Annotated in this window: 19 protein-coding genes and 1 tRNA gene; 15 read left to right on the top strand and 5 right to left on the bottom strand. The window is 71.2% G+C overall.

Going from position 1 to position 22,194, the window contains the following annotated elements; translation table 11 throughout:
* The first annotated feature begins 69 nt into the window (after positions 1–69).
* The 4 genes from ABD374_RS20770 (at position 70) to ABD374_RS20755 (ending at position 3,633) form a co-directional block, all read left to right on the top strand.
* On the top strand, positions 70–2,271 hold the full coding sequence (locus ABD374_RS20770; protein ID WP_344497071.1) for an ATP-dependent DNA helicase UvrD2: 2,202 nt from the start codon (positions 70–72) through the stop codon (positions 2,269–2,271).
* Positions 2,272–2,454: 183 nt separating this feature from the next.
* Complete coding sequence (locus ABD374_RS20765) at positions 2,455–2,757, top strand: hypothetical protein (RefSeq protein WP_344497224.1); 303 nt, start codon at positions 2,455–2,457, stop codon at positions 2,755–2,757.
* Between the two features lie 157 nt (positions 2,758–2,914).
* Complete coding sequence (locus tag ABD374_RS20760) at positions 2,915–3,313, top strand: WhiB family transcriptional regulator (RefSeq protein WP_344497070.1); 399 nt, start codon at positions 2,915–2,917, stop codon at positions 3,311–3,313.
* Positions 3,310–3,633, top strand: a complete 324-nt coding sequence (locus ABD374_RS20755) for a hypothetical protein (RefSeq protein ID WP_344497069.1) — start codon at positions 3,310–3,312, stop codon at positions 3,631–3,633. Before ABD374_RS20760 ends, ABD374_RS20755 begins: the two co-directional genes overlap by 4 nt.
* A 130-nt stretch (positions 3,634–3,763) precedes the next feature.
* Here ABD374_RS20755 and ABD374_RS20750 read toward each other — a convergent pair whose 3' ends face one another.
* Together ABD374_RS20750 and ABD374_RS20745 are read right to left on the bottom strand one after the other, a co-directional pair.
* On the bottom strand, positions 3,764–5,188 hold the full coding sequence (locus ABD374_RS20750; protein ID WP_344497068.1) for an ABC1 kinase family protein: 1,425 nt from the start codon (positions 5,186–5,188) through the stop codon (positions 3,764–3,766).
* A 42-nt stretch (positions 5,189–5,230) separates the two neighbouring features.
* Complete coding sequence (locus ABD374_RS20745) at positions 5,231–6,394, bottom strand: ThiF family adenylyltransferase (protein ID WP_344497223.1); 1,164 nt, start codon at positions 6,392–6,394, stop codon at positions 5,231–5,233.
* Between the two features lie 279 nt (positions 6,395–6,673).
* Here ABD374_RS20745 and ABD374_RS20740 point away from each other — a divergent pair, with 279 nt between their 5' ends.
* The 4 genes from ABD374_RS20740 to ABD374_RS20725 all read left to right on the top strand — a co-directional run bounded on the left by ABD374_RS20740 (position 6,674) and on the right by ABD374_RS20725 (position 10,449).
* Positions 6,674–7,249, top strand: coding sequence for a M48 metallopeptidase family protein (locus ABD374_RS20740; RefSeq protein WP_344497067.1), 576 nt, complete (start codon positions 6,674–6,676; stop codon positions 7,247–7,249).
* A gap of 116 nt (positions 7,250–7,365) precedes the next feature.
* Entirely contained in the window at positions 7,366–8,982 is a 1,617-nt protein-coding gene (locus ABD374_RS20735) for a TerD family protein (RefSeq protein WP_344497066.1), read from the top strand.
* 11 nt (positions 8,983–8,993) lie between these two features.
* On the top strand, positions 8,994–9,674 hold the full coding sequence (locus ABD374_RS20730; protein WP_344497065.1) for an AIM24 family protein: 681 nt from the start codon (positions 8,994–8,996) through the stop codon (positions 9,672–9,674).
* Between the two features lie 19 nt (positions 9,675–9,693).
* Positions 9,694–10,449: an AIM24 family protein gene (locus ABD374_RS20725; protein WP_344497064.1), complete on the top strand. Its 756-nt coding sequence runs from the start codon at positions 9,694–9,696 to the stop codon at positions 10,447–10,449.
* Positions 10,450–10,578: 129 nt separating this feature from the next.
* Here the strand turns inward: ABD374_RS20725 and ABD374_RS20720 are convergent, their stop codons facing one another.
* Both ABD374_RS20720 and ABD374_RS20715 read right to left on the bottom strand, forming a co-directional pair.
* The gene (locus tag ABD374_RS20720) at positions 10,579–11,136 is read right to left on the bottom strand and encodes an NUDIX hydrolase (protein WP_344497063.1); all 558 of its coding nucleotides are present in this window, start codon (positions 11,134–11,136) and stop codon (positions 10,579–10,581) included.
* A complete protein-coding gene (locus ABD374_RS20715) occupies positions 11,133–12,611 on the bottom strand; it encodes a zinc-dependent metalloprotease (RefSeq protein WP_344497062.1) in 1,479 nt (492 codons plus the stop codon). The genes ABD374_RS20720 and ABD374_RS20715 overlap by 4 nt, the downstream gene beginning before the upstream one ends.
* Before the next feature lie 191 nt (positions 12,612–12,802).
* Here ABD374_RS20715 and ABD374_RS20710 point away from each other — a divergent pair, with 191 nt between their 5' ends.
* The 4 genes from ABD374_RS20710 to ABD374_RS20695 all read left to right on the top strand — a co-directional run bounded on the left by ABD374_RS20710 (position 12,803) and on the right by ABD374_RS20695 (position 16,028).
* Positions 12,803–13,936 carry an SDR family oxidoreductase gene (locus tag ABD374_RS20710; RefSeq protein ID WP_344497061.1) on the top strand — a complete coding sequence of 378 codons (1,134 nt, stop codon included), beginning with the start codon at positions 12,803–12,805 and terminating at the stop codon, positions 13,934–13,936.
* An 80-nt stretch (positions 13,937–14,016) separates the two neighbouring features.
* Positions 14,017–14,478, top strand: coding sequence for a molybdenum cofactor biosynthesis protein MoaE (locus ABD374_RS20705; RefSeq protein ID WP_344497060.1), 462 nt, complete (start codon positions 14,017–14,019; stop codon positions 14,476–14,478).
* Between the two features lie 191 nt (positions 14,479–14,669).
* A complete protein-coding gene (locus ABD374_RS20700; RefSeq protein ID WP_344497059.1) occupies positions 14,670–14,840 on the top strand; it encodes a hypothetical protein in 171 nt (56 codons plus the stop codon).
* Positions 14,841–14,939: 99 nt separating this feature from the next.
* Positions 14,940–16,028 (top strand): YlbL family protein, encoded by a 1,089-nt coding sequence (locus ABD374_RS20695; protein ID WP_344497058.1) that lies wholly within the window; start codon positions 14,940–14,942, stop codon positions 16,026–16,028.
* Between the two features lie 42 nt (positions 16,029–16,070).
* Here the strand turns inward: ABD374_RS20695 and ABD374_RS20690 are convergent, their stop codons facing one another.
* The gene (locus ABD374_RS20690; RefSeq protein ID WP_344497057.1) at positions 16,071–16,637 is read right to left on the bottom strand and encodes a PPA1309 family protein; all 567 of its coding nucleotides are present in this window, start codon (positions 16,635–16,637) and stop codon (positions 16,071–16,073) included.
* A 127-nt stretch (positions 16,638–16,764) separates the two neighbouring features.
* Here ABD374_RS20690 and ABD374_RS20685 point away from each other — a divergent pair, with 127 nt between their 5' ends.
* From ABD374_RS20685 to ABD374_RS20675, 3 genes are all read left to right on the top strand, one after another.
* On the top strand, positions 16,765–19,707 hold the full coding sequence (locus ABD374_RS20685; protein ID WP_344497222.1) for a UPF0182 family membrane protein: 2,943 nt from the start codon (positions 16,765–16,767) through the stop codon (positions 19,705–19,707).
* Positions 19,708–19,749: 42 nt separating this feature from the next.
* Positions 19,750–19,823: transfer RNA gene (locus tag ABD374_RS20680), tRNA-Met, on the top strand.
* A 210-nt stretch (positions 19,824–20,033) separates the two neighbouring features.
* Positions 20,034–22,133 carry a tetratricopeptide repeat protein gene (locus tag ABD374_RS20675; RefSeq protein WP_344497056.1) on the top strand — a complete coding sequence of 700 codons (2,100 nt, stop codon included), beginning with the start codon at positions 20,034–20,036 and terminating at the stop codon, positions 22,131–22,133.
* The last annotated feature ends 61 nt before the right edge of the window (positions 22,134–22,194 follow it).

Here is a 22,194-nt window from a genome sequence, read left to right as displayed (position 1 = left end):
GTAGGACCGGCACCCGGCCCCTGTGGACAACGGCCGCTCCCCCCTCCCACGACCTGGCAGCATGGCGGGGTGACAGCAGCAACGCACCTCTCTCCTTTCCCGCAGGTCCCCGACTCGGCAGACGCGGTGCTCGAAGGGCTCGACCCCGAGCAGCGCGCGGTCGCCACGGCCCTGCACGGTCCGGTGTGCGTACTGGCGGGAGCGGGCACCGGCAAGACGCGCGCCATCACGCACCGCATCGCCTACGGCGTACGCGCCGGGATCCTGCAGCCCGCCAGTGTGCTTGCCGTCACGTTCACCAACCGGGCCGCCGGCGAGATGCGCGGGCGGCTCCGCCAGCTCGGCGCGGGCGGTGTCCAGGCCCGGACGTTCCACTCCGCCGCGCTGCGCCAGCTCCAGTACTTCTGGCCGAAAGCAGTCGGTGGTGACCTGCCCCGTCTCGTCGAGCGCAAGATCCAGCTGGTCGCCGAAGCCGCCGCCCGCTGCCGCGTCCGTCTGGACCGCAACGAGCTGCGGGACGTGACGGGCGAGATCGAGTGGGCGAAGGTCACGCAGACCGTCCCCGGCGACTATCCGGCCGCGGCCGCCAAGTCCGGCCGCGACGTCCCCAGGGACGCGGCGGAGATCTCGCAGGTCTACGCGATGTACGAGCAGCTCAAGCGCGACCGGGCCATGATCGACTTCGAGGACGTGCTGCTGCTCACCGTCGGCATCCTCCAGGACCGGGACGACATCGCCGACCACGTGCGCAGCCAGTACCAGCACTTCGTGGTGGACGAGTACCAGGACGTCAGCCCGCTCCAGCAGCGGCTGCTCGAACTGTGGCTCGGCGACCGGCAGAGCCTGTGCGTCGTCGGCGACGCCAGCCAGACGATCTACTCCTTCACCGGCGCCACCCCCGACCACCTGCTGAACTTCCGCACCAAGCACCCGGACGCCACCGTGGTGAAGCTGGTCCGTGACTACCGCTCGACGCCACAGGTCGTCCACCTGGCCAACGGCCTGCTGAGCCAGGCGCGGGGCCGGGCCGCCGAGCACCGCCTGGAGCTGGTCTCCCAGCGCGAGGCGGGCCCCGAGCCCGTCTACACGGAGTACGCGGACGAACCCACCGAGGCCGAGGGCACCGCCCGCCGCATCCGCGACCTCATCGCGGCGGGCGTCCCGGCCGGCGAGATCGCCGTGCTGTACCGCATCAACGCCCAGTCGGAGGTCTACGAACAGGCTCTGGCCGACGCCGGCGTGCCCTACCAGCTGCGCGGCGCGGAGCGGTTCTTCGAACGCCAGGAGGTGCGGAAGGCCATCCACGGCCTGCGCAGCGCCGCCCGGTTCGGCAACAACGACCCCCTGCTCGACGACGTCGTGGACCTCCCCTCCCAGACCCGCGCCGTCCTCAGCGGTAACGGCTGGACCACGCAGCCCCCCGCGGGCTCCGGGGCGGTACGCGACCAGTGGGAGTCACTGGCCGCTCTGGTGCGCCTCGCGGAGGACTTCGCGAAGGCCAGGCCCGCCGCGACGCTCTCCGACCTCGTCACGGAGCTCGACGAGCGCACGGCCGCCCAGCACGCGCCCACCGTCCAGGGCGTCACCCTCGCCTCGCTGCACTCGGCGAAGGGCCTGGAGTGGGACGCCGTGTTCCTGGTCGGTCTCACCGACGGCATGATGCCGATCACCTACGCCAGGACCGACGAACAGATCGAGGAGGAGCGGCGCCTGCTGTACGTCGGGGTCACGCGCGCCCGGCAGCACCTCGGCCTGTCCTGGGCCCTGTCCCGCTCGCCGGGCGGCCGGGCCTCCCGCCGTCCGAGCCGCTTCCTGAGCGGACTGCGCCCCGGCTCCGCACTCTCCGGCAGCCGTGGCGCGGGCGGCGGCGGAAGCGTCGAGCACGGCGGCAGCGGCAGCAGCAGGGGCACCGGCGGCGTGGTCCAGCGCAGGCGTCGCAGCTCGGCCCTGTGCCGGGTGTGCGGAAAGACGCTCACCGACGCGGGCGAGGTGAAGCTGATGCGCTGCGAGGACTGCCCGTCCGACATGGACGAGGCGCTGTACGAACGGCTGCACGCCTGGCGAGCCGGTCAGGCGCGGGAGCTGGGCCAGCCCGCCTACTGCGTCTTCACCGACAAGACGCTGATGGCGATCGCCGAGGCGGCGCCGGCCGAGGCGGGAGAACTGGCAGTGATCTCAGGAGTCGGCGCGCGCAAGTTGGAGCGTTTCGGAGCCGATGTGCTGGCTCTTTGCGCAGGCCAGGAGCTTGGCGGGGCCGACGAGGAGGACTGATTCAAACTCGTCGAAAAAATAGTTTGCGCATGCCCGGGGAGTCCCCATAGGTTCTTAACCACGGGAACAGCGACTTCTCTGAAGCCCTGATTCCGTGCTGTACTTATCCGAATACGTAGGGACCGGCCTCGTGCCACCAGGTCCCCGAGACGCCGAGAGGAGGCGAGCCCAGTGACCAGCTTCATGACCTTCACCAAAATGACCGATCGCTCGGTCGTCGCCTCCTGCCCGCTCGGCTCCTCGCTCCGTGGCACCGGTATGTCCGGCGGCATTGCCGCCGTCCGTCCGGCGTCCCTCGCGAGCCTCCCCGTCCTGGTCCTGGCGCGCAATGAGCGACCGACCGAGGCACCGGAAGCAGCAGTAGCAGCGGCACAGGCGAAGGCCTATGCCTTTGCGGCAGCCGGTGCCGGATTCAAGAAGCAGACGACGCAGCACCACACGATGTGGGCCTTCCGTGGGCTCGAACCCTGGAGTGATCCAGCCTGATCCAGGATCAGGCAGGCGCCTCAGGGCCGCGGAACCCCACCAGGGATCCGCGGCCCTTCTGTTTTTCCCGCAGTGGAGAGACAGAGCGAAGGGGTCTCGGGACAGCAACCGCCACCCGGCCTACCGGCCGGAACGACTCGACGAGGAAAAAACCACCGTGCAACTCGAAACGCACGCCCCGTCCGTACCGCCTTCCCAAGCGATCACCTCGCCGCCCGGTCTCACGGAGGACCCCGCCTTGACTGCCCAGACCGCCTTGACCCCCCTCACCCCCCTCACCGCGCTCACCGCGCTCGACGACGCCATCGAGAACCTCGGTACGCCCGTCCCCTGCCGCTCCTACGACCCGGAGGTCTTCTTCGCCGAGACCCCGGCCGATGTCGAGTACGCCAAGTCGCTCTGCCGGACCTGCCCGCTGGTCGAGGCATGCCTCGCAGGGGCCAAGGAGCGTCGCGAGCCCTGGGGCGTCTGGGGCGGCGAGCTCTTCGTCCAGGGGGTCGTCGTCGCCCGCAAGCGGCCGCGTGGCCGCCCGCGCAAGAACCCGGTCACCGTATGAACGCCATCGGAACCATCGACCGACCCCATACGCACGATCCCCAAAAGCAGGCCCCGATGATCTCTTCCCCCAGCGAGCCCTTCGGCACCGCCACCCACGACGTCACCATCACCGGCGCGAACGACTCGCGTCAGAACAGGAACCGCGAGATGCAACTCATCCCAGAAGCCCTGGCCCGTGCCCATATGCAAGAACGCCGGCGGGAGGCCGAGGCGGAACACCAGGCCGTGCGCTTGGTCGCCGCCCGGCGGATGCAGCGCCGCGCAGAGCGCGTGTCACTGCGCGCCCGCCGCGCCCTGGCCATGGCGGTCATGCAGTAACAGGCACTCGGCAGGCCGGCACGCGAAGGCCCTCCGCGGGGGCCGGTCCGAACGGACCGGCCCCCGCGGCGCGTCGACCGGTCACCGCACGCCGGCGGGACGCACCGCCGCAAGGGGACGCCCGGCCCGGCTACGCCCCGGCCTCCTCCTCCGCTTCGGCAGGGGCATCGGCGAGGAAACCGGGCAGCCACTCCTCCAGCTCGTGCCGCAGTCGTACGGTCGCACCCAGCTGGCAGAGCACTCCGATGGTGCTCAGGGTCACCCGGTGGATCAGCAGGTAGGACGGCGGCAGATTGAGCTGCTTGCCCAACTGATGTGCGGGGGAGCGGACATCGGCTATCCGCGCCGCCTGTCCGCGTATCCAGCCCCGGGTGAATGTGAACTCGTCTGCCTGCGCCGGCTCGATGATCGGCAGCAGGTAGTCCAGCACCGCGTCCGGGTCGAGGTCGATGGTCTCCTTCACGAAGCCTTCCTCGCGGAGCAGTTCGTACACCGCCTCGGCCTGGCCGTCGATCGTCATCCGCAGCGATTCACCGATCGTCGAGGGCAGCCCCCCGGGCAGCCGGTCCACGGTGCCGAAGTCCAGGACGCCGAGCCGCCATGGTGCGACCGCCCCGCCCTCGCCGTCTCCGCCCTCGCCGTAGAGGTCTGCACCGTCGGGGTCTGCGCCGGCACTCCCCACGGGCACCAGCCGGAAGTTGCCCGGATGCGGATCCGCGTGGAGCAGCCCTGTGCGGGCCGGCCCGGAGAAGAGGAACCGGGCCAGCAGCTGCCCCGCCCTGTCCCGCTGCTCCGCCGTACCGTCCGAGATCACATCGGCCAGCGGGATCCCGCCGATCCACTCCGTCACCAGGACTTGATCGCTCTGGTGCACCACACCGGGCACCAGCACGTCCGGATCGTCCGCGAACTCCTCCGCGTGCTCCCGCTGGGCCTGCGCCTCCAGCGCGTAGTCGAGCTCCTCCGACACCCGGTCGCGCAGCTCGGTGATGAGCGGCTTGATGTCCATCCCCGGGACGAGCGGGCCGAGCAGCCGCGCGAAGCGGCTCAGTTGGTTCAGGTCGGAGAGCAGCGCCTGCCCGGCCCCCGGGTACTGCACCTTGACGGCCACTTCACGCCCGTCGTGCCACACGGCCCGGTGCACCTGGCCGATCGAGGCCGCCGCCGAAGGCTTGTCCTCGAACTCCAGGAACAACTCGCGCCATTTCTCCCCGAGCCGCTCCTCCAGCACCGAGTGCACCGTGCGGGTCGGCATCGGCGGCGCGGCTTCCTGGAGCTTCGTCAGCGCCGCCCGGTAGGGGCCCGCGACTTCCTCGGGAAGCGCGGACTCGAAGACCGACAGGGCCTGCCCCAGCTTCATCGCGCCCCCCTTCAGCTCGCCGAGGACCTTGAACAGCTGGTCTGCCGTGCGCTGTTGGAGCTCACGGCCCACTATCTCGGCCGACTTGCCGCCGATCCGCTTGCCCAGGCCCCAGGTGGCTCGGCCGGCGAAGCCCAGTGGCAGTGCTGCCAGCTTGGCGGTACGGGTGACCGCCTTCCGGGGAAGATCAGACATGCGCCCCTCCAAATCCCAGACACCCGTGGCCGCCTACGACGGTCACCCGGCCATTGTGTCCTGTGGCTTTCCGGCGACCGAGGCGCACTCCCCCTCAGCCTGCCCACCGGCGCCGCAGGAGCAGTCGCGGTGCGGATCCATCCGTTCCTGCCGCCAGTCCAGCAGGGGCATCGAGGTCTCCCACCGGACCCCGGTGGTGGCGGGCAGCTCGCCGTCCAGGAAGGACAGGGCGTGCGCCGCCGCCAGTCCCGCCACCGCGGTCGCCAGACCGATGTCGCAGGCCGGTACGGGCCCGCCGCGGCCGGAGCGCCACTGCGCCAGCATTCGCAGCCACCCCGGATCCCGCTCCTCGCGCCCCAGCGCCATACAGCCCGCGCACGCACTGCCACCCGGCAGCACCAGTGGTCCCACCACCCCCGTCGCCTCGGCGACCCCCACGTAGAGGTGGGGCGTCCCCGAACGCAGCCAGGGCTCGGCGGTGACGGGATCGGGAGCGTACGCGGCGGATCCGTCCCGGGGCGCCACGATCACCAGCGACAACCCGGGCTCACCACCGGCCGTGGACCCGGCGGGCCCGGCCCGATCCGCGATCTCCGCCGCACGCGGAAGCCGGCCGGGCGCGGCCCGCCGCACCAGCTGCCGTGCCGCCACGTCCCGCCGGCCGCCCACCGACTCCGCGGACAGCCCGCCCGGTGCGACGTCCCAGAGCTCCGTGCACCCGCCGTCCAGGACCTCGACGCGGCCCACCCCTCCGGCGGCCAGCACCGTCGCGACCGTCGCGCCGACCCGCCCGGCGCCCCGTACCTGAACCCGTATGGCGCGCCGCGCCGCCAGGCGCCGTGCCCCGCCGCCCGGTTCGGCGTGGACCACGGAGAGCGACGCCAGATCGGGGCGCAGCCGGTCGAACACCTCGGCACGTCCCCGCAGGGCGTCCGCCCCCGCTCCGCCCGCCGTCGCGTCGTCGATCAGACCTGCCGCCGTCAGCCGGGCCACCAGGTCGTCCACCCGCCCGTCGGGCAGCCCCATCGTCCGCCCCTCCTCCCGCAGCAGTGGCAGGCCGCGGGTCCCGTCGAGCAGCCCGAGGAAACTGCCCGTCGCCGTGTCCACCGGGCCCACCGTCACCGCGTGCGCGGACGTCATGCCGAATTGCACGGTCTGCCGGTCCCGCCATGCGCGCCGCAGCGCGGGCTTCACCATCGGATGCATTGCGTCGCCCCCGTCGGTTCGTCGGTCCATCGGTCTGGCGATCCGCCGGTTCACCGGCCTGCCGGCCCGCCGGTCTGTCGCAAGATCCGCTCTCGGGTCTCAGAATGCACGGCGCGGCCGAAGAGGGCTGAAAGTTGTCCACAGGCACTGCGTATTAGTCGTATGAATCGCATCGGTCATTCGCGTGCCGCATGCCGCACGCCGCACGCCGGAGAACGGATCGCGTTCGAATCATCCGGAGGCGGGACTTCCACCACTGGCACCGGGTAACGTCGTGCCGTGCCCGCCGACCCCCTGCACAGTGCGACAAACCCGCCGCCCCACGGCTCACGGTCGAACGCCGTCGAGGTCCGCAGGAGCGCCCGCCGCAGCAGGACGGTCTCCGCGTACCGCGAGGGCGACCGCACCGTCGTGCTCATCCCCGACCGGATGTCGGAGGCCGAGGAGCAACGCTGGGTGACCGTGATGCTCGACAAGCTCGCCGCCCAGGAGAGCAAGCGCCTCTTCGGCGACGCCGAGCTCGCCGAGCGCGCCCAGCGGCTCTCCGCCCAGTACTTCGGCGGCAGGGCGCGCCCGGTCTCGGTGCGCTGGGTGACGAACCAGAACACCCGTTGGGGGTCGTGCACCCCGGCCGAAGGCAGCATCCGTCTTTCGCACCGCCTCCAGGGCATGCCGGAGTACGTCGTCGACTACGTGCTCGTCCACGAGCTCGCCCATCTCCTCGTGCCCGGGCACGGCCCCCGCTTCTGGCAGCTCCTGGAGGCGTACCCGCGCACCGAGCGGGCCCGCGGTTATCTCGAAGGAGTGGTCGCCGCCGAGCGGTTGCCGCACCCGCCGGGCGCACGCGGCGAGTGACTCCGGGCGACCCCGGGCCGCTCTGTACCGACTCTGTACCGGCTTGGCCGGATGTCGGCGTTTGCGGTTAGCCTGACGCGACGCATTCACCTCGGGATGGGGGACGGTCGTTACGCATGGCCAGGGAATTCCAACGCGGCCACAAGGCCAAAATCAGTGACCTCACAGCGGGTACGGATCTGTACGTGGGCGTACGGATCGGGGGACCCGGGCTGTCCTTCGACATCAGCTGCTTCGGGCTCGACGCCAATGAACAGCTCTCGGACGACCGGTATTTCATTTTCTTCAACCAGCCGAATTCGCCCGAGGAGTCGATCCGGCAACTCGGCGCGCAGTCGGGAGACACCGAGTCGTTCCGTGTCACGCTGGACCGCGTCCCGGCGGACATCCACCGCCTCTCCTTCACCGCGACCATCGACGGCGCGGGGCAGATGTCGCAGGTGGGACCCGGTTACATCCGGATCGTCGCGGGGGGCGAAGAAGTCGTCAGGTACGCCTTCGACGGCTCGGAGTTCACCACCGAGCGCGCAGTGATGCTGGGTGACTTCTACCTCAAGGACGTGTGGCGGTTCGCCGCCGTCGGCCAGGGGTTCGACGGCGGACTCGAGGCCCTGCTGAGGAACTTCGGCGGTGAGGTGGCCGAGGAGGAACCGGCCGTCCCGCCGCAGGCCGCGGCCCCCTCCTTCGCCCCGCCGCCGCAGCCCGCCCCGTCCTTCGCCCCGCCGCCCCAGGCGCCGCAGCCCGCCCCGTCCTTCGGCGCGCCCCCCACCCCGTCGGCTCCCCCGCCCGCTCCGGCCCCCGCGCAGGGCTTCGCCCCGCCGCCGCAGCCCGCCCCGCAGATGTACGCCGCCCCTGCCGTCGCGGCGCCGATGCCCGCGCCGCCGGCCCCTCCGTCGCCGTACGGACAGCCGGCCCAGCAGCCGCAGTTCGGCCAGGTGCCGGGCCAGATGCCGGGCCAGGTTCCCGGGCAGGCCCAGCCGCCGGGTGCGCCGGCCCCCTATGGTCAGCCGGCCCCGTACGGCCAGCCCCAGGGCGTACCGCAGGGCGGCGTGCCCCAGGGCGCCCCGCAGGGTGGCGGCCTCAAGGCCGCCCTCCAGCCGTACCGCGAGGCAGCCACCGGCCAGCGTTGGACCTCGCAGAACCAGCAGCTCATGCGGGCCGACCTCACCATGGGCGGTATGCCGATCCTGGCCCGTCAGGGCAGCATGGTGATGTACCAGGGCAAGGTCGACTTCAGCCACAAGGGCGCGGGCTTCACCGGCCGCATCGTGGGCAACGCGACCGGCCAGGAGATGCAGTTGATGCGCTGCACCGGACGCGGCCAGGTCTTCCTCGCGGAGGACGGCGCGAACCTGCATCCCATCGAACTCCAGGGCGACGGCATCTGCGTGTCGGCCGAGAACGTTCTCGCGTTCGACGAGTCGCTCCAGTACGAGGTCCGCCGCATCGAGGGCCACGGCATCCCCGGCGGCGCCCTGTTCACCATGCAGTTCCAGGGCACGGGCACCGTGGTCGTGAAGACCCACGGCATCCCGGTCGTCCTGCCGGTCACGCCCACCACGTTCGCCGACGCCAACGCCGTCGTCGCATGGTCCTCGGCGTCCCAGGTGATCCTCTCCAGCCAGGTGCGGCTGCGGCGCAACGCCTATCCGGGCCACAGCGGAGAGACCGTCAACCTGCAGTTCCGGGGAGCGCCCGGCAACTTCATCGTCGTCCAGCCCTACGAGGTCTGAGGGAGCCCGTCATGAATCAGCAACTCGCGGGCTACGCCCCGACCCCGATCGCGGCCCGCATGGAGAACCACGGGCGTTCGATGCTCAAGGTCGCCATGGCCACCGGCCGGGACCTCTACGCGCGCACCGGCTCGATGGTGGCGTACGAGGGCTTCATCCAGTACGAACCGAATCCGCCGGCGGCCCGCCAGGTCGCGTCCCAGTGGGTCACCGGCGAGGGCGCGCCGATCATGAAGTGCGCCGGCGACGGCCTGCTCTACCTCGCCGACTACGGGGCGGACGTCGTCGTCATCAACCTCGACAACGACTCGCTCTCGGTCAACGGCAGCAATGTGCTGGCCTTCGACGCGGACCTCCGGTGGAGCGTGGAGAAGGTCAAGGGCATGGCGAAGTTCGCCGGCCAGGGCCTGTGGAACGTCGAGATCGCGGGCACCGGCTGGGTCGCCGTGACCTCGCGCGGTACGCCGATCGTCGTCGAATCCGGGCGCGGCGAGGACGAGACGTACGTCGACCCCGACGCCCTGGTCGCCTGGTCCCCGAACCTCAAGGTGAAGGGCAAGCGCAGCTTCAAGGCGTCCGCCCTGGTCGGGCGGGGCAGCGGAGAGGCGTACCAGATGGCCTTCTCCGGCGAGGGAATCGTCGTCGTACAGCCGAGCGAGGACAGCACCGACCGTCTGCGGATCCGGGGCTGAGGGGGAGCGAGAACACACCATGCAGAGTCCGCTTTTCAGTCACACCGAACAGCAGTCCCAGGACCGGTACACCGTGCAGAACCCGCAGCTCCTGCGGATCTCGCTGACCGGCCACGACGACGTCCTCGCCCGCAAGGGCGCGATGGTCGCGTACCAGGGGCTGATGGATTTCGACGGCGAGTACCAGTCGAACAGCCAGCGGCGGGCCCGGGTCAACACCGGTGAGGGCCTCGAGTTGATGCGCTGCTCCGGGCAGGGCACCGTCTACCTCGCCAACCTCGCGCAGTACGTCCATCTGGTGGACGTCGACCGCGAGGGCATGACGGTCGACAGCGCCTACGTCCTCGCGCTGGACTCCTCGCTCAACACCGAGGTCATCGCCGTCGACAGCCAGTACGGCATCTCCGGCACCGGCAAGTACCAGCTCAACATCTCGGGGCAGGGCAAGGTCGCGCTGATGACCTCCGGCCAGCCGCTGATGCTCCAGGTGACGCCGGAGAAGTACGTCAACGCCGACGCCGACGCGATCGTCGCCTGGTCCAGCTCCCTGCGCGTGCAGATGCAGGCCCAGACGCACTCGTCCAACGTGCGCCGGCGGCGCGGCACCACCGGCGAGGGCTGGGAACTCAGCTTCCTCGGCCAGGGCTTCGCACTCGTGCAGCCCAGCGAGGTGATGCCGCCGCAGAACGCGCAGCTGGGGCAGGGCGTCGCCGCGCAGTTCGGCGTGGGCCAGCAGGGTGCCCGCAGCCAGAACCAGAACAACGCCTGGAACTGAGCGCGCACAGCGACAGGCACGCACGTAAGCACAGGTAAGGGGCGGGCTCCCAGGAGCCCGCCCCTTACCTGTGGCACTCACCTGTGGCACTCACCTGTGGCACTCACCTGTGGCACTCACCTGTGGCACTCACCTGTGGCACTCACCTGCGATGCGTACGCCCGTCTGCAGTGCCGCGCGCGTACGTTCCATCAGCCGTACGACCGACTGGTCGGCCACACCCGCCACCTCGTCGTACGCGAACCAGCGCAGATCCAGCGACTCCTCGCTGATCGCCTCGACCGCACCACCCGGCGCCAACGCCGCGTACTGCACGTCCAGGTGCCAGTTGCAGGGCGCCGGAATCGGATGCCGGTCCAGTCGCACCGGGCCGACGGGCAGCAGCGTCAGCCCCGGAATACCGGACTCCTCCGTGGCCTCGCGCAGCGCGGCGTCCTTGAGCGTCGCGTCGTCCGGCTCGCAGTGGCCGCCCATCTGGAGCCACATGTTCAGCTTCTTGTGCAGCGTGAGCAGCACCCGGCCGCGCTCCGGATCGACGACCAGCGCACTCGCCGTGACGTGCCCGGCCTCGCAGGCCTTCCACATCCCGTTCGGGTGCGCCGCCAGGTGATCCAGGTACGTCCGGCGCAACTCCTCCTGGTCCTCGTAGCTCTTCAGCACGAGGACCGCGTCGTCGTGCAGGCTCACTTGTCGCTGTCGCCCTTTGCGCTGCCGCCCTCCGGGGCGTCGCCCTCTGCGGCGCTGCCCCTGCCGTCGTCCTTCTTCAGGCCCGGCTTCGGAGCCGGACCCCCGCCGGCCGCCTCGCCGAGCATCTTGTCGAGCTCGGAGAAGTCCATCTGCTCGCGGTGCACGAACCCGTCCGGGTCGTCCAGGTCCTCTGCCGTCGGCAGCATGTCCGGGTGCTCCCACAGCGCGTCGCGCCCGTCCAGGCCGCGTGCGTCCGTGAGCGAGGCCCACAGCCGCGCCGCGTCCCGCAGCCGCCGCGGACGCAGCTCAAGGCCGATCAACGTCGCGAAGGTCTGCTCGGCGGGACCACCGGAGGCCCGCCGCCTGCGCAGCGTCTCGCGCAGCGCGTCCGCCGACGTGAGCCGAGGCTTGGCCGCCTCGTGCACCACGGCGTCCACCCAGCCCTCGACGAGCGCGAGCGCCGTCTCCAGACGGGCCAGCGCCGCCTTCTGCGCCGGGGTGTCCTCCGGCTGGAACATGCCCTGCTGGAGCGCTTCCTGAAGCTGCTCCGGGTGCGACGGGTCGAGCTGGCCGACCACGTCCTCCAGCTTCGAGGTGTCGACCTGGATGCCGCGCGCGTATCCCTCGACCGCGCCGAACAGGTGCGAGCGCAGCCACGGCACATGGGCGAAGAGACGCTGGTGGGCGGCCTCGCGCAGCGCCAGGTACAGCCGCACCTCGTTCTTCTCGATGCCCAGGTCCTTGCCGAACGCCTCGATGTTCAGCGGCAGCAGCGCGGCCTTGCCGGCCGGGCCCAGCGGCAGGCCGATGTCGGTCGAGCCGACCACCTCGCCCGCCAGCACGCCCACGGCCTGCCCGATCTGCTGGCCGAACATCGCACCGCCCATGGAGCGCATCATCCCGAGCAGCGGGCCCGCCATGGCCTGCATCTCCTCGGGCAGTACGTCGCCCATGGCCGCGCCGACGCGCTCGGCGACCGGGTCCACCAGCTGCTTCCACGCGGGCAGGGTCGCCTCGACCCACTCGGCGCGGCTCCACGCCACCGACGTGCTCGCGCCGGAGGGCAGCGAGGTCACGCCGTCCAGCCACAGATCGGCGAGACGCACCGCCTCCTCGACCGCGGACCGCTCACCGGGGCTCACGCTGGAGTCCTTGGAGCCGTCGGCGGTGCCCTGCGAGACCGTCTGACGCGCGATGTCCTTGGCCATGTCCCAGTTCACGGGACCGCCCTCGTAGCTGAGCATCTGCCCGAGCTGCTGGAAGGCCGCGCCCAGGTCGTTCGGGTTCAGCGAGCCGAACATCGCGGCGAACGGGTTTTCCCCGCCCGCGCCGCCCGGCAGACCGCCGAACCCGCCGAACGGGTTCGCCGGACCCTGGCCACCCTGGCCACCGCCCTCGCTGCCCTTCTTCTTGCCATCGTCGCCGTCCTCCGGCTCCTCCGGCGGAAGGCCGAATCCGAATGGGGTGTCACTCACGGGTTTCCTCGGCTCGTAAGGCCGCCGGCTCCGGCCGGCGGCGGCTGCCCGACATCACCACCCAGCGTAGACACCCGAGCCGGAGATGGGCTCGGTGCTCCGCCGACTCGTCGCCTGCGGCAGGATGGACGCCACCTGGTACGTACGCGTCACAGCGTGCACGTATTGAAGACAACCGCTGGAGATGCCCGGTGAGTTCCCCAGATCCGCAGGTTCGCGCATCACAGAGCGCTGAAGTTCGCCAGAGGCGAAACGAATCGTCCCCATCGGCCCGCGGCCCCGTGGTCGCGGTCACAGGTGCCGCCTCGGGCATCGGCGCGCTGCTCACCCGGCGCCTCGCCGAGTCCGAGCAGATCAAGAAGGTCGTCGCGATCGACGAGCGCCGCGGCGAGGCGGCCGAGGCGCAGTGGCACATCCTGGACGTGCGCGACCCCGCCATCGCGGAGAAGCTGCGGGGTGCCGACGTCGTGGTGCATCTCGCGCTCGACCTCGACCTGGAGACCGACCCCGCCGCCCGTACGGCGTACAACGTGCGGGGCACCCAGACGGTGCTCACCGCCGCCGCGGCCGCCGGTGTCCACCGCGTCGTGCTCTGCACGTCGGCCATGGTCTACGGCGCCCTGCCCGACAACGACATCCCGCTGTCCGAGGACGCGGAACTGCGCGCCACCGCCGAGGCCGCCGGCGTCGGCGACCTCCTGGAGATCGAGCGCCTCGGCCGCCGGGCGCCCCGCGCGCACCCCGGCCTCAACGTCACCGTGGTCCGCCCCGCCGTCCTGGTCGGCGGCACGGACACCGCGCTGACCCGGTACTTCGAGTCCCCGCGCCTGCTGGTCGTCGCCGGGTCCCGCCCGACCTGGCAGTTCTGCCATGTCGAGGACCTGGTCAGCGCGCTGGAGTACGCCGTGCTGGAGAAGGTCGAGGGCGAGATCGCGGTCGGCTGCGACGGCTGGCTTGAGCAGGAGGAAATCGAGGAGCTCAGCGGCATCCGCCGCATGGAGCTGCCGTCCGCGGTCGCCCTGGGCGCCGCGGCCCGGCTGCACCGGATCGGCCTCACGCCCTCTCCGGCCGGGGATCTCGCCTACACGATGCACCCCTGGGTGGTGAGCGTCAGCAGGCTCCACGAAGCGGGCTGGCGACCGCAGTGGACCAACGAGGAGGTACTGGCCGAACTGCTGGAGGAGGTCGCGGGCCGGCACACCGTCGCGGGCCGCCGCCTCGGCCGCAAGGACGCCACGGCGGCGGGCGCGGCGGGCGCCACGGTCGCCCTGCTGGGCACGGCCGCACTGGTGCGCCGCGTACGCAAGGCGCGGGGCCGCATGTAGGACCCTCCATACGCGGGTCCCGTACAGCCGGTCGAAAGCGCTATTCCGCAATGCCGGTGCGGTACGGCACGATGGGCGCCATGGCAGGTACGTACTCCCACCCGGGCGAGCAGGCGGCACAGGACCCCATCCGGCTGCTGGCGATCCGCGACACCCCGCTCTCCGTCGACGAGGTCTTCGCCGCCGTGGGCGAAGACGCCGCCGGCGGAACGGCGCTGTTCGTCGGCACCGTGCGCAACCACGACGGGGGCGCCGACGTCGACCGGCTCGGCTACTCCTGTCACCCCTCGGCCCAGGACGAGCTACGCCGGGTGGCCGAAAAGGTCGCCGCGGACTTCCCCGTGCGGGCGCTGGCGGCCGTCCACCGTGTGGGCGACCTGGAGGTCGGCGACCTCGCGGTCGTCGTGGCGGTCTCCTGCCCGCACCGGGGCGAGGCGTTCGAGGCCTGCCGCAGGCTGATCGACGACCTGAAGCACGAAGTGCCGATCTGGAAGCACCAGACGTTCTCCGACGGTACGGAGGAGTGGGTCGGAGCGTGCTGACGGATCCCCGTCGAGACCACTGAGACCGCTGGACCGCTGAGAGCGCTGAGAGCGCTGAGACGGTTGAAACCTGGGGGGCGTCCATGCGCCCCGATTTGCGTAACCGGGCCCCTGCCATGAGCGTTGGACTGACCAATGGCTAATCTGCTGATCGGCCGACAGTGGTCGGTCCCTGGGGTCGGGAGGTCGGAATGGCGGCACTCGCGTGGTTGCTGATTCCGCTGTTCGCCGCATTCGGCGCTGCGATATGGGGGACCTGGGCGACCCGTAGTCGAACAGCCGGCGACGTCTCGGAACTCGCCGGCTACGCCCGGTTCCGTGAGGCGATGGAGAAAACCCGCTCCGGTTCCGACGCCGCCTGAGGCCCCGTGAAGCGGACCCGCCCGTACGTCAGGGCCCGGAGGCCCCGTACGGACCGGCCCCAGCGGTGTACTGACATGCCTGTCCCGTACTGTCGTTCCATGCCACGCCGCACAGCGACGATGCTCGCCTCCACCCTCATCATGATCGCGCTGCTGTGCGCGGGCGTACTCATCACTCCTCCGTACTCGGAGATGTCCCCCGGCCCGACGGTGAACACTCTCGGCGAGGCCGACGGCGAGCCGGTACTGCAGATCTCCGGTCACAAGACATACCCGACGACCGGCCACCTCAACATGACCACGGTCAGAGTCACCGGCGCGGACTACCGGATGAACCTCGTCGAGGCGGTCTACGGCTGGCTGGCGCACGACAGCGTGGTGGTACCGCACGACACGCTCTATCCGGACGGCAAGACGGAGGAGCAGTCGACCCAGGAGAACGCCGAGGAGTTCAGTCAGTCCCAGGAGAGCGCCAAGACCGCGGCGCTGAGGGAACTGGGCATTCCGGTGAAGACACGGGTCGTGGTCTCCACCGTTCTCAAGGACAGCCCCGCCGAGAGCAGGCTGCACGCGGGCGACGTCATCAAGGCCGTGGACGGCACGGCCGTCGAGGCCCCCGAGGACGTCGCCGAGCTCGTCACCCGGCACAAGCCCACGGAGAAGGTCGTCTTCACGGTGGTCCCGGCCAAGGAGGCGGTCGCGGCGGAGAAGGCGGGCAAGGAGCCGATGGGCAGCGAGGACGTCGTCATCACCACGGAGAGGGCCGAGGACGACGACCGCGCGGTCGTCGGCATCCAGGCGGGCCCCGACCACACCTTCCCGTTCGACATCGACATCAAGCTGGCGGACGTCGGCGGCCCCAGCGCGGGCCTGATGTTCTCGCTCGGCATCGTCGACAAGCTCACGCCCGGCAACCTGACCGGCGGGAAGTTCGTGGCGGGCACCGGCACGATCGACGAGGACGGCAAGGTCGGCCCGATCGGCGGCATCGAGATGAAGACCGTCGGCGCGCGCAACGCGGGCGCCGAGTACTTCCTGACACCCAGCGAGAACTGCACGTCCGCCGTCGCGGACATCCCCGACGGCCTCACCCTGGTGAAGGTCGAGACGATCGACGACGCGAAGAAGTCGCTGGAGAGGATCGGCAAGGGGGACACGGCCGGCCTGCCGCAGTGCACGACGGGCTGACGGCCGCGCCCCCGGGGGGACGGCGGTGACGCTTCGCGGCGCCTACGCCTCGAAGGTCGCGGCCAGGGCCTCGGCGAGACCGGGAACGAGCATGGAGCCGGTGAGCACCTCGGTCGGGGAGTCCTTCTCCCGCAGCCGCAGCGCGGACTCGCGCGCGCCGTCGCGCAGCACGGCCACCGTCATGCGGACCTCCTGACGGTCCGGGTGCTTCGCGACCCACTTCGCCAGCTGGGCCTCGTTCAGCCCTTCGGGTACGGACGTCTCGGCGGACGGCGGCAGCATCAGCCGCTCCACCGTCAGCGCGCAGCCGGCCACCGCGTCGGGCCAGGCGATCGTGGCGAGGAACTCGTCGAGCGCGGTGCCCGACGGGATCTCTTCCTGCTCGACGGGGGTGAGCGTGGCCGTCGACCCGCCGTCGGCGAGGCCGAGCTGGGCGGCGAGGCCCGGCTCCTGGGCACGCAGCTGGGCGGTGTCGACGAGGGCGAACAGCCTGGCGGGCTGGTCCCAGCCGAGACCGGAGGTGTATTCGTCGATTTCGAGCACGGCGCGGGTGAGCGGGCTCGTGGCCATGGGGGGCCCGGAGGGAGAAACATTGGACATGCTTGACATCCTGCCTCCTTCGGACCCCGAAGCGGGAACTGAGTAAAGCTTCAGTAAGTTGCATGAGTGGGCTCTACGATCGCGGAGCCTGCTCCTACGACAGCGAACTTTCGAGGTGCGCACCTTGGCTTTCCAGATGCCGGACCGCGGCGGAGGCCCGACAGGGCCACGGATCAGAGTCGGCCGGCCCTCCCGGCGTGCCAGGACCCTGCTCATGACCTTGGGCGTCCTGGCCGTACTGGCCATGGCGTTCGTCATGTTCGCCGGGTTCTGGACGGACTGGCTCTGGTACCGCTCGGTCAGATATTCGTCCGTTTTCACCACCACCCTGTGGACCAAGATCGGGCTCTTTGCCGCCTTCGGCCTGCTGATGGCCCTGGCCGTCGGCGTGAACATCTGGCTCGCGCACCGGCTCAGGCCGCCGCTGAGCGCGATGTCGCTGGAGCAGCAGAACCTGGACCGCTACCGGATGGGCATCGCCCCGTACAAGAAGTGGGTGCTCCTCGCGGTCACCGCTCTGGTCGGGCTGATCGCCGGAGCGTCCGCGTCCGGGCAGTGGCGCACCTGGCTCATGTGGGTCAACGGTGTCCCCTTCGGCCAGAAGGACCCCCAGTTCCAGCTGGACGTGTCGTTCTTCGCGTTCGACCTCCCCTGGTACCGCTTCCTGCTCGGCTTCGGCTTCGCGGCCGCCGTGCTCTCCCTGATCGCCGCCGCGCTGGTGCACTACCTGTACGGCGGCCTGCGCATCACCAGCCCGGGAGCCAGGGCGACCGCCGCGGCGACCGGCCACCTGTCGGTGCTGCTCGGCATCTTCGTGGCGCTCAAGGCCGTCGCGTACTGGCTCGACCGGTACGGCCTGGCGGTGAAGTCCAGTGACTTCAAGGCCACGGGCAACTGGGCCGGCCTGCGGTACGTCGACGCGAACGCCTACCTGCCGGCGAAGACGATCCTCTTCTGCATCGCCGTGATCTGCGCACTGCTGTTCTTCGCGACGCTGTGGCGCCGCACCTGGCAGCTGCCCGTCATCGGCTTCGGCCTGATGGTGCTCTCGGCGATCCTCATCGGCGGGCTCTACCCGGCGATCGTGCAGAAGTTCCAGGTCCAGCCGAACGAGCAGGCCAAGGAAGCGCCGTACATCAAGAAGAACATCGACGCGACGCGTGAGGCGTACGGCATCGACGACGCGAAGGTGGACGACTACCAGGGCGTCGGCGACAGCAAGGACAACGCCAAGCTGCGCGAGGACGCCGAGACGGCGGCCAGCTACCGCCTGATCGACCCGAACGTCGTCTCGCCGACCTTCCAGCAGCTCCAGCAGGAGCGCAAGTACTACCAGTTCCCCACGACGCTGGACGTGGACCGGTACGACGGCCAGGACACGGTCGTCGGCCTGCGCGAGCTCGACGTCAAGGGCATCCCCAAGAGCAACTGGATCAACGACCACTTCACGTACACCCACGGATACGGCGTGGTCGCCGCCAAGGGCACCGCGGTCAAGCCGGACACCGAGGGCGCCCCGGACTTCGTGCAGTCCGGCCTGCCGTCCCGGGGCACGCTCGGCGAGTACGAGCAGCGGATCTACTACGGCGAGAAGACCGAGCAGTACTCGATCGTGGGCGGGCCGCAGAAGGAACTCGACTACGAGAAGAACGGCGAGCCCACCAAGACCACGAGCTACGAGGGCAAGAGCGGGGTCAACCTGTCGAGCCCGCTGAACCGCGCCGCGTACGCCGCGGCCTTCAGCGAGCCGCAGATCCTCTACTCGGGAGCCATCGGCGAGGGCTCGCGGATCCTGTACAACCGCACGCCCAAGGAGCGCGTCGAGGCGGTCGCGCCCTGGCTGTCCCTCGACGGCGACGCCTACCCGGCGGTCGTGAACGGACGCATCCAGTGGATCGTCGACGCGTACACCACCACCAACGGCTACCCCTACGCCTCGCGCACGACGCTGGGGGACACGACGGCCGACTCGCTGTCGCAGACCGACAGCCAGCGCGCGGTGATCGCCCAGCAGAACCAGGTCAACTACATCCGCAACTCGGTGAAGGCCACCGTCGACGCGTACGACGGCACGGTCAAGCTGTACCAGTGGGACACCGAGGACCCCGTCCTCAAGACCTGGATGAAGGCGTTCCCGGGCACGGTGAAGGCGAAGGGCGAGATCGCCCCCGCGCTGATGGATCACCTCCGCTACCCGCAGGACCTCTTCAAGGTGCAGCGCGAGCTGCTCACCCGCTACCACGTCGAGAGCCCGTCGCAGTTCTACAGCGGCAGTGACGCGTGGCAGGTGCCGGACGACCCGACGACCGGCGAGAAGAGCTCGGTGCCGCCGTACTACCTGAGCCTGAAGATGCCCCAGGAGCAGGAGCGGAAGTTCTCGCTGACGACGACGTTCACCCCCAACGGGCGCCCGAACCTCGGTGCGTTCATGGCGGTCGACGCCGACGCGTCGAGCAAGGACTACGGCACGATAAGGCTGTTGAGGGTCACGGGCGACGTACCGGGCCCGCAGCAGGTGCAGAACCGGCTCAACAGCAACGCCGAAGTCGCCGAGTTCGTCAGGAACCTGAAGGGCGCCAACTCGGACATCGAGTACGGCAACCTGCTGACGATCCCGCTGAACGACGGCTTCCTGTACGTCGAGCCGGTGTACGCCCAGGGCAACAACGCCTACCCGCTCCTGAAGAAGGTCGCCGTCTCGTACGGCAGGGAGACCGTCTTCAAGGACACGCTGGGCGAGGCGCTGAACGCGGTCTTCGGCGAGGAGGGCGAGACGCCTCCGCCGCCGGGTGACGGTGAGGACGACACCACCAGGCCCCCGTCCGGCGGCGACGATTCGCTCCAGGAGGCCATCGAGGACGCCCAGAAGGCGTACGACGAGGGCGAGGAGGCGCTGAAGGAGCAGGACTGGACCGCGTACGGCAAGGCGCAGGAGAAGCTCCAGGACGCGCTGCAGCGGGCCGCCGACGCCGGGGCGGAGACCGGGGCGCCGGCCAAGCCGGGCGCCGAGGCCGAGCCCGGCGGCAAACCCGGCGCCGAGGCGGAGAAGGACGAGAAGGGCGACCAGAAGGGCAGCTGAGCAGGGACGTCCCCGCGCCGTGGTACTGTTTGAACACAACGGCGCGGGGTGGAGCAGCTCGGTAGCTCGCTGGGCTCATAACCCAGAGGTCGCAGGTTCAAATCCTGTCCCCGCTACTGAAGAAGACGAGGGCCCGGATCTCGAAAGAGATCCGGGCCCTCGTCGTGTGTCCGGACATCCGTGCGCCCGTACGAACTCCCGTTCTGGCGGGGAGAGTTGGGGTCAAGGCGTTTGAAGTGTCTCTCTGTGGGCATGTCGACAAAACGCTGAAGTGACCTCACTGGCTGCGGTATACCAGGTATACGCGGGTTACGGGTGGTGCGACGATGGGTTTTATGGGGGACAGGACAACTCTGTTGGAGACAGGGCGGTTTGTGCAGCGAGACCAAGAGCACGCTGTTGACGCCGTGGACACCGCCGAGGCCGAGTACGAGGCACGGCACCGGAGCGCCGCCGAGAACGGCGACACCGAGGCCATGAGCGTGCTCGGTTCGCTGCTGCTGCGCCGCGGCGACCTCGACGGTGCCGAACCCTATCTGCGCGCCGCGACCGCCGACGGCGACCGCGCCGCCGCCAACAACCTGGGAGTCCTCCTCCACCAGCGCGGGTACGCCGAAGAGGCGGCCGGCTGGTGGCGCATCGCCGCGGTGGCCGGCTCCGCCGCCGCCGCGCACGCACTCGGCCGCCACTACCGTGAGCGCGGCGACGAGCCCGCCGCGGAGTACTGGCTGCGCCAGTCCGCCGAACAGGGGCACGCGCTGGGGGCGTACGCCCTCGCCGACCTCCTGGAACACCGCAGCGACGTGGGCGCCGAGCGCTGGCTGCGCGCCGCCGCCGAGCAGGGGCACCGCGAGGCGGCGTACCGCCTCGCCCGCACCCTGGACCGCCGCGCCGCCGCGGAGGCGCGCGCCGGCGCGGCCGACTCCGGTACGGCGCCGGGCGGCGCGGACCCGCGTACGGGCGCGGGCGGGCCGCACACGGGCGCGGCTCCCGCCACCGGCCGCACGGACCTCCGCCGGCCCGGCCCCGACACCGGGACCGGCCTGGGCACCGGCTTCCTCGACTTCGGCACCGGCACCCGGCTCCCCGGCACCGGTGCGGTGCTCGCCCCCACCGGCACCCGCGGGCCGGGCCACGGCCACCCCGGTGCGGGCACCGGTGCGGGGCAGTCCGGCACGGGCACCCGGCACGCCGGGAGCGGCGCCGGGGAGCTCGACCCCGCCGTCGAGGCCGAGCAGTGGTACCGGCAGGCCGCCGCGCGCGGGCACCGGCGTGCCGCCCTGCACCTCGGCGCCATCCTGGAGGAGCGCGGCGAGCTCAAGGAGGCCGGGCGCTGGTACCTGACCTCCGCCAAGGACGGCGAGCCCCGGGCCGCCTGCGCGTTGGGCTTCCTGCTGCGCGACGCGGGCGACGAGGACAGCGCCGCCGTGTGGTGGCTGCGCGCCGCCCAGGACGGCGACGGCAACGCCGCCAACGCGCTGGGCGCCCTGCACGCCGCCCGCGGTGAACAGCAGACCGCCGAGCGGTGGTACCGCGCCGCCCTGGACGCCGGTGACGTGAACGGGGCGTACAACCTCGGGCTGCTGTGCGCCGCCCAGGGCCGTACCGCCCAGGCCGACCAGTGGTACCGCCGCGCCGCCTACACGGGCCACCGCGAGGCCGCCAACGCGCTCGCCATCCTGCTGCTCCAGGGCGGCGACGCGGCGGGCGCCGAGCCCTGGTTCTCCAAGGCCGCCGAGGCCGGCAGCGTCGACGCGGCCTTCAACCTCGGCATCCTGTACGCGGGCCGCGACGACGACCGCACGGCCTTCGTCTGGTACGAGCGCGCGGCCGCCGCCGGGCACACGGAGGCCGCACTCCAGGTCGGCATCGCCCTGCTGCGGGACGGCGAGGAGCAGGAGGCCGAGCGCCATCTGCGCTGCGCCGCGGGCGGCGGCAGCGCCGAGGCGGCCTTCCGCCTCGCCACGCTGCTCGACTGCCGGCAGCCCCCCGCGGGCCGGCCCGTCCTCGGCGAGGCGCTGAACGAGAAGTCCGAGTGCGAGGAGTGGTACGAGCGGGCCGCCGAGCAGGGGCACCGCCGCGCCCAGGTGCGCGTCGGCATGCTCGCCGCGGGCCGCGGCGACCTGGAGGGCGCCGCGCGCTGGTACCGGGAGGCCGCCGAGGCGGGCAGCCGCAACGGCGCCTTCAACCTCGGACTGCTGCTCGCCCGCGAGGGCAGCGAGCCGGAGGCCGCCCTGTGGTGGTCGCGCGCCGCGCACGCCGGCCACGGCCGCGCCGCGCTGCGCCTCGCGCTGCTGGCCGCCCGCCACGGCGAGCTGGACGAGGGCGAGCGGTGGTGCGCGCGGGCGGTGGAACTCGGGCCCCCCGAGGTCGCCGAGCGCGCGGCGCGGCTGCGCGAGGCGCTGCACCAGGAGCTCACCGCCTAGCCGGGCCCGGCCAGGCGGCCCACGGATCGTTTCGCCATCTCGCCAGGCCGGCGCGGCCACC

This window comes from Streptomyces enissocaesilis (assembly GCF_039533765.1).
In the GTDB taxonomy this organism is placed as follows: Bacteria; Actinomycetota; Actinomycetes; order Streptomycetales; family Streptomycetaceae; genus Streptomyces; species Streptomyces enissocaesilis.
This window is presented reverse-complemented; position numbering and strand designations above follow the sequence as displayed.

Coding starts and splice junctions, on each gene's coding strand:
- ABD374_RS20755 (WP_344497069.1), top strand. CDS start 3,310: ATGAACGCCATCGGAACCATCGACCGACCCCATACGCACGATCCCCAA.
- ABD374_RS20700 (WP_344497059.1), top strand. CDS start 14,670: ATGGCGGCACTCGCGTGGTTGCTGATTCCGCTGTTCGCCGCATTCGGC.
- ABD374_RS20750 (WP_344497068.1), bottom strand. CDS start 5,188: ATGTCTGATCTTCCCCGGAAGGCGGTCACCCGTACCGCCAAGCTGGCA.
- ABD374_RS20735 (WP_344497066.1), top strand. CDS start 7,366: ATGGCCAGGGAATTCCAACGCGGCCACAAGGCCAAAATCAGTGACCTC.
- ABD374_RS20695 (WP_344497058.1), top strand. CDS start 14,940: ATGCCACGCCGCACAGCGACGATGCTCGCCTCCACCCTCATCATGATC.
- ABD374_RS20765 (WP_344497224.1), top strand. CDS start 2,455: ATGACCTTCACCAAAATGACCGATCGCTCGGTCGTCGCCTCCTGCCCG.
- ABD374_RS20725 (WP_344497064.1), top strand. CDS start 9,694: ATGCAGAGTCCGCTTTTCAGTCACACCGAACAGCAGTCCCAGGACCGG.
- ABD374_RS20685 (WP_344497222.1), top strand. CDS start 16,765: ATGCCGGACCGCGGCGGAGGCCCGACAGGGCCACGGATCAGAGTCGGC.
- ABD374_RS20745 (WP_344497223.1), bottom strand. CDS start 6,394: ATGCATCCGATGGTGAAGCCCGCGCTGCGGCGCGCATGGCGGGACCGG.
- ABD374_RS20705 (WP_344497060.1), top strand. CDS start 14,017: ATGGCAGGTACGTACTCCCACCCGGGCGAGCAGGCGGCACAGGACCCC.
- ABD374_RS20675 (WP_344497056.1), top strand. CDS start 20,034: ATGGGTTTTATGGGGGACAGGACAACTCTGTTGGAGACAGGGCGGTTT.
- ABD374_RS20730 (WP_344497065.1), top strand. CDS start 8,994: ATGAATCAGCAACTCGCGGGCTACGCCCCGACCCCGATCGCGGCCCGC.
- ABD374_RS20690 (WP_344497057.1), bottom strand. CDS start 16,637: ATGTCAAGCATGTCCAATGTTTCTCCCTCCGGGCCCCCCATGGCCACG.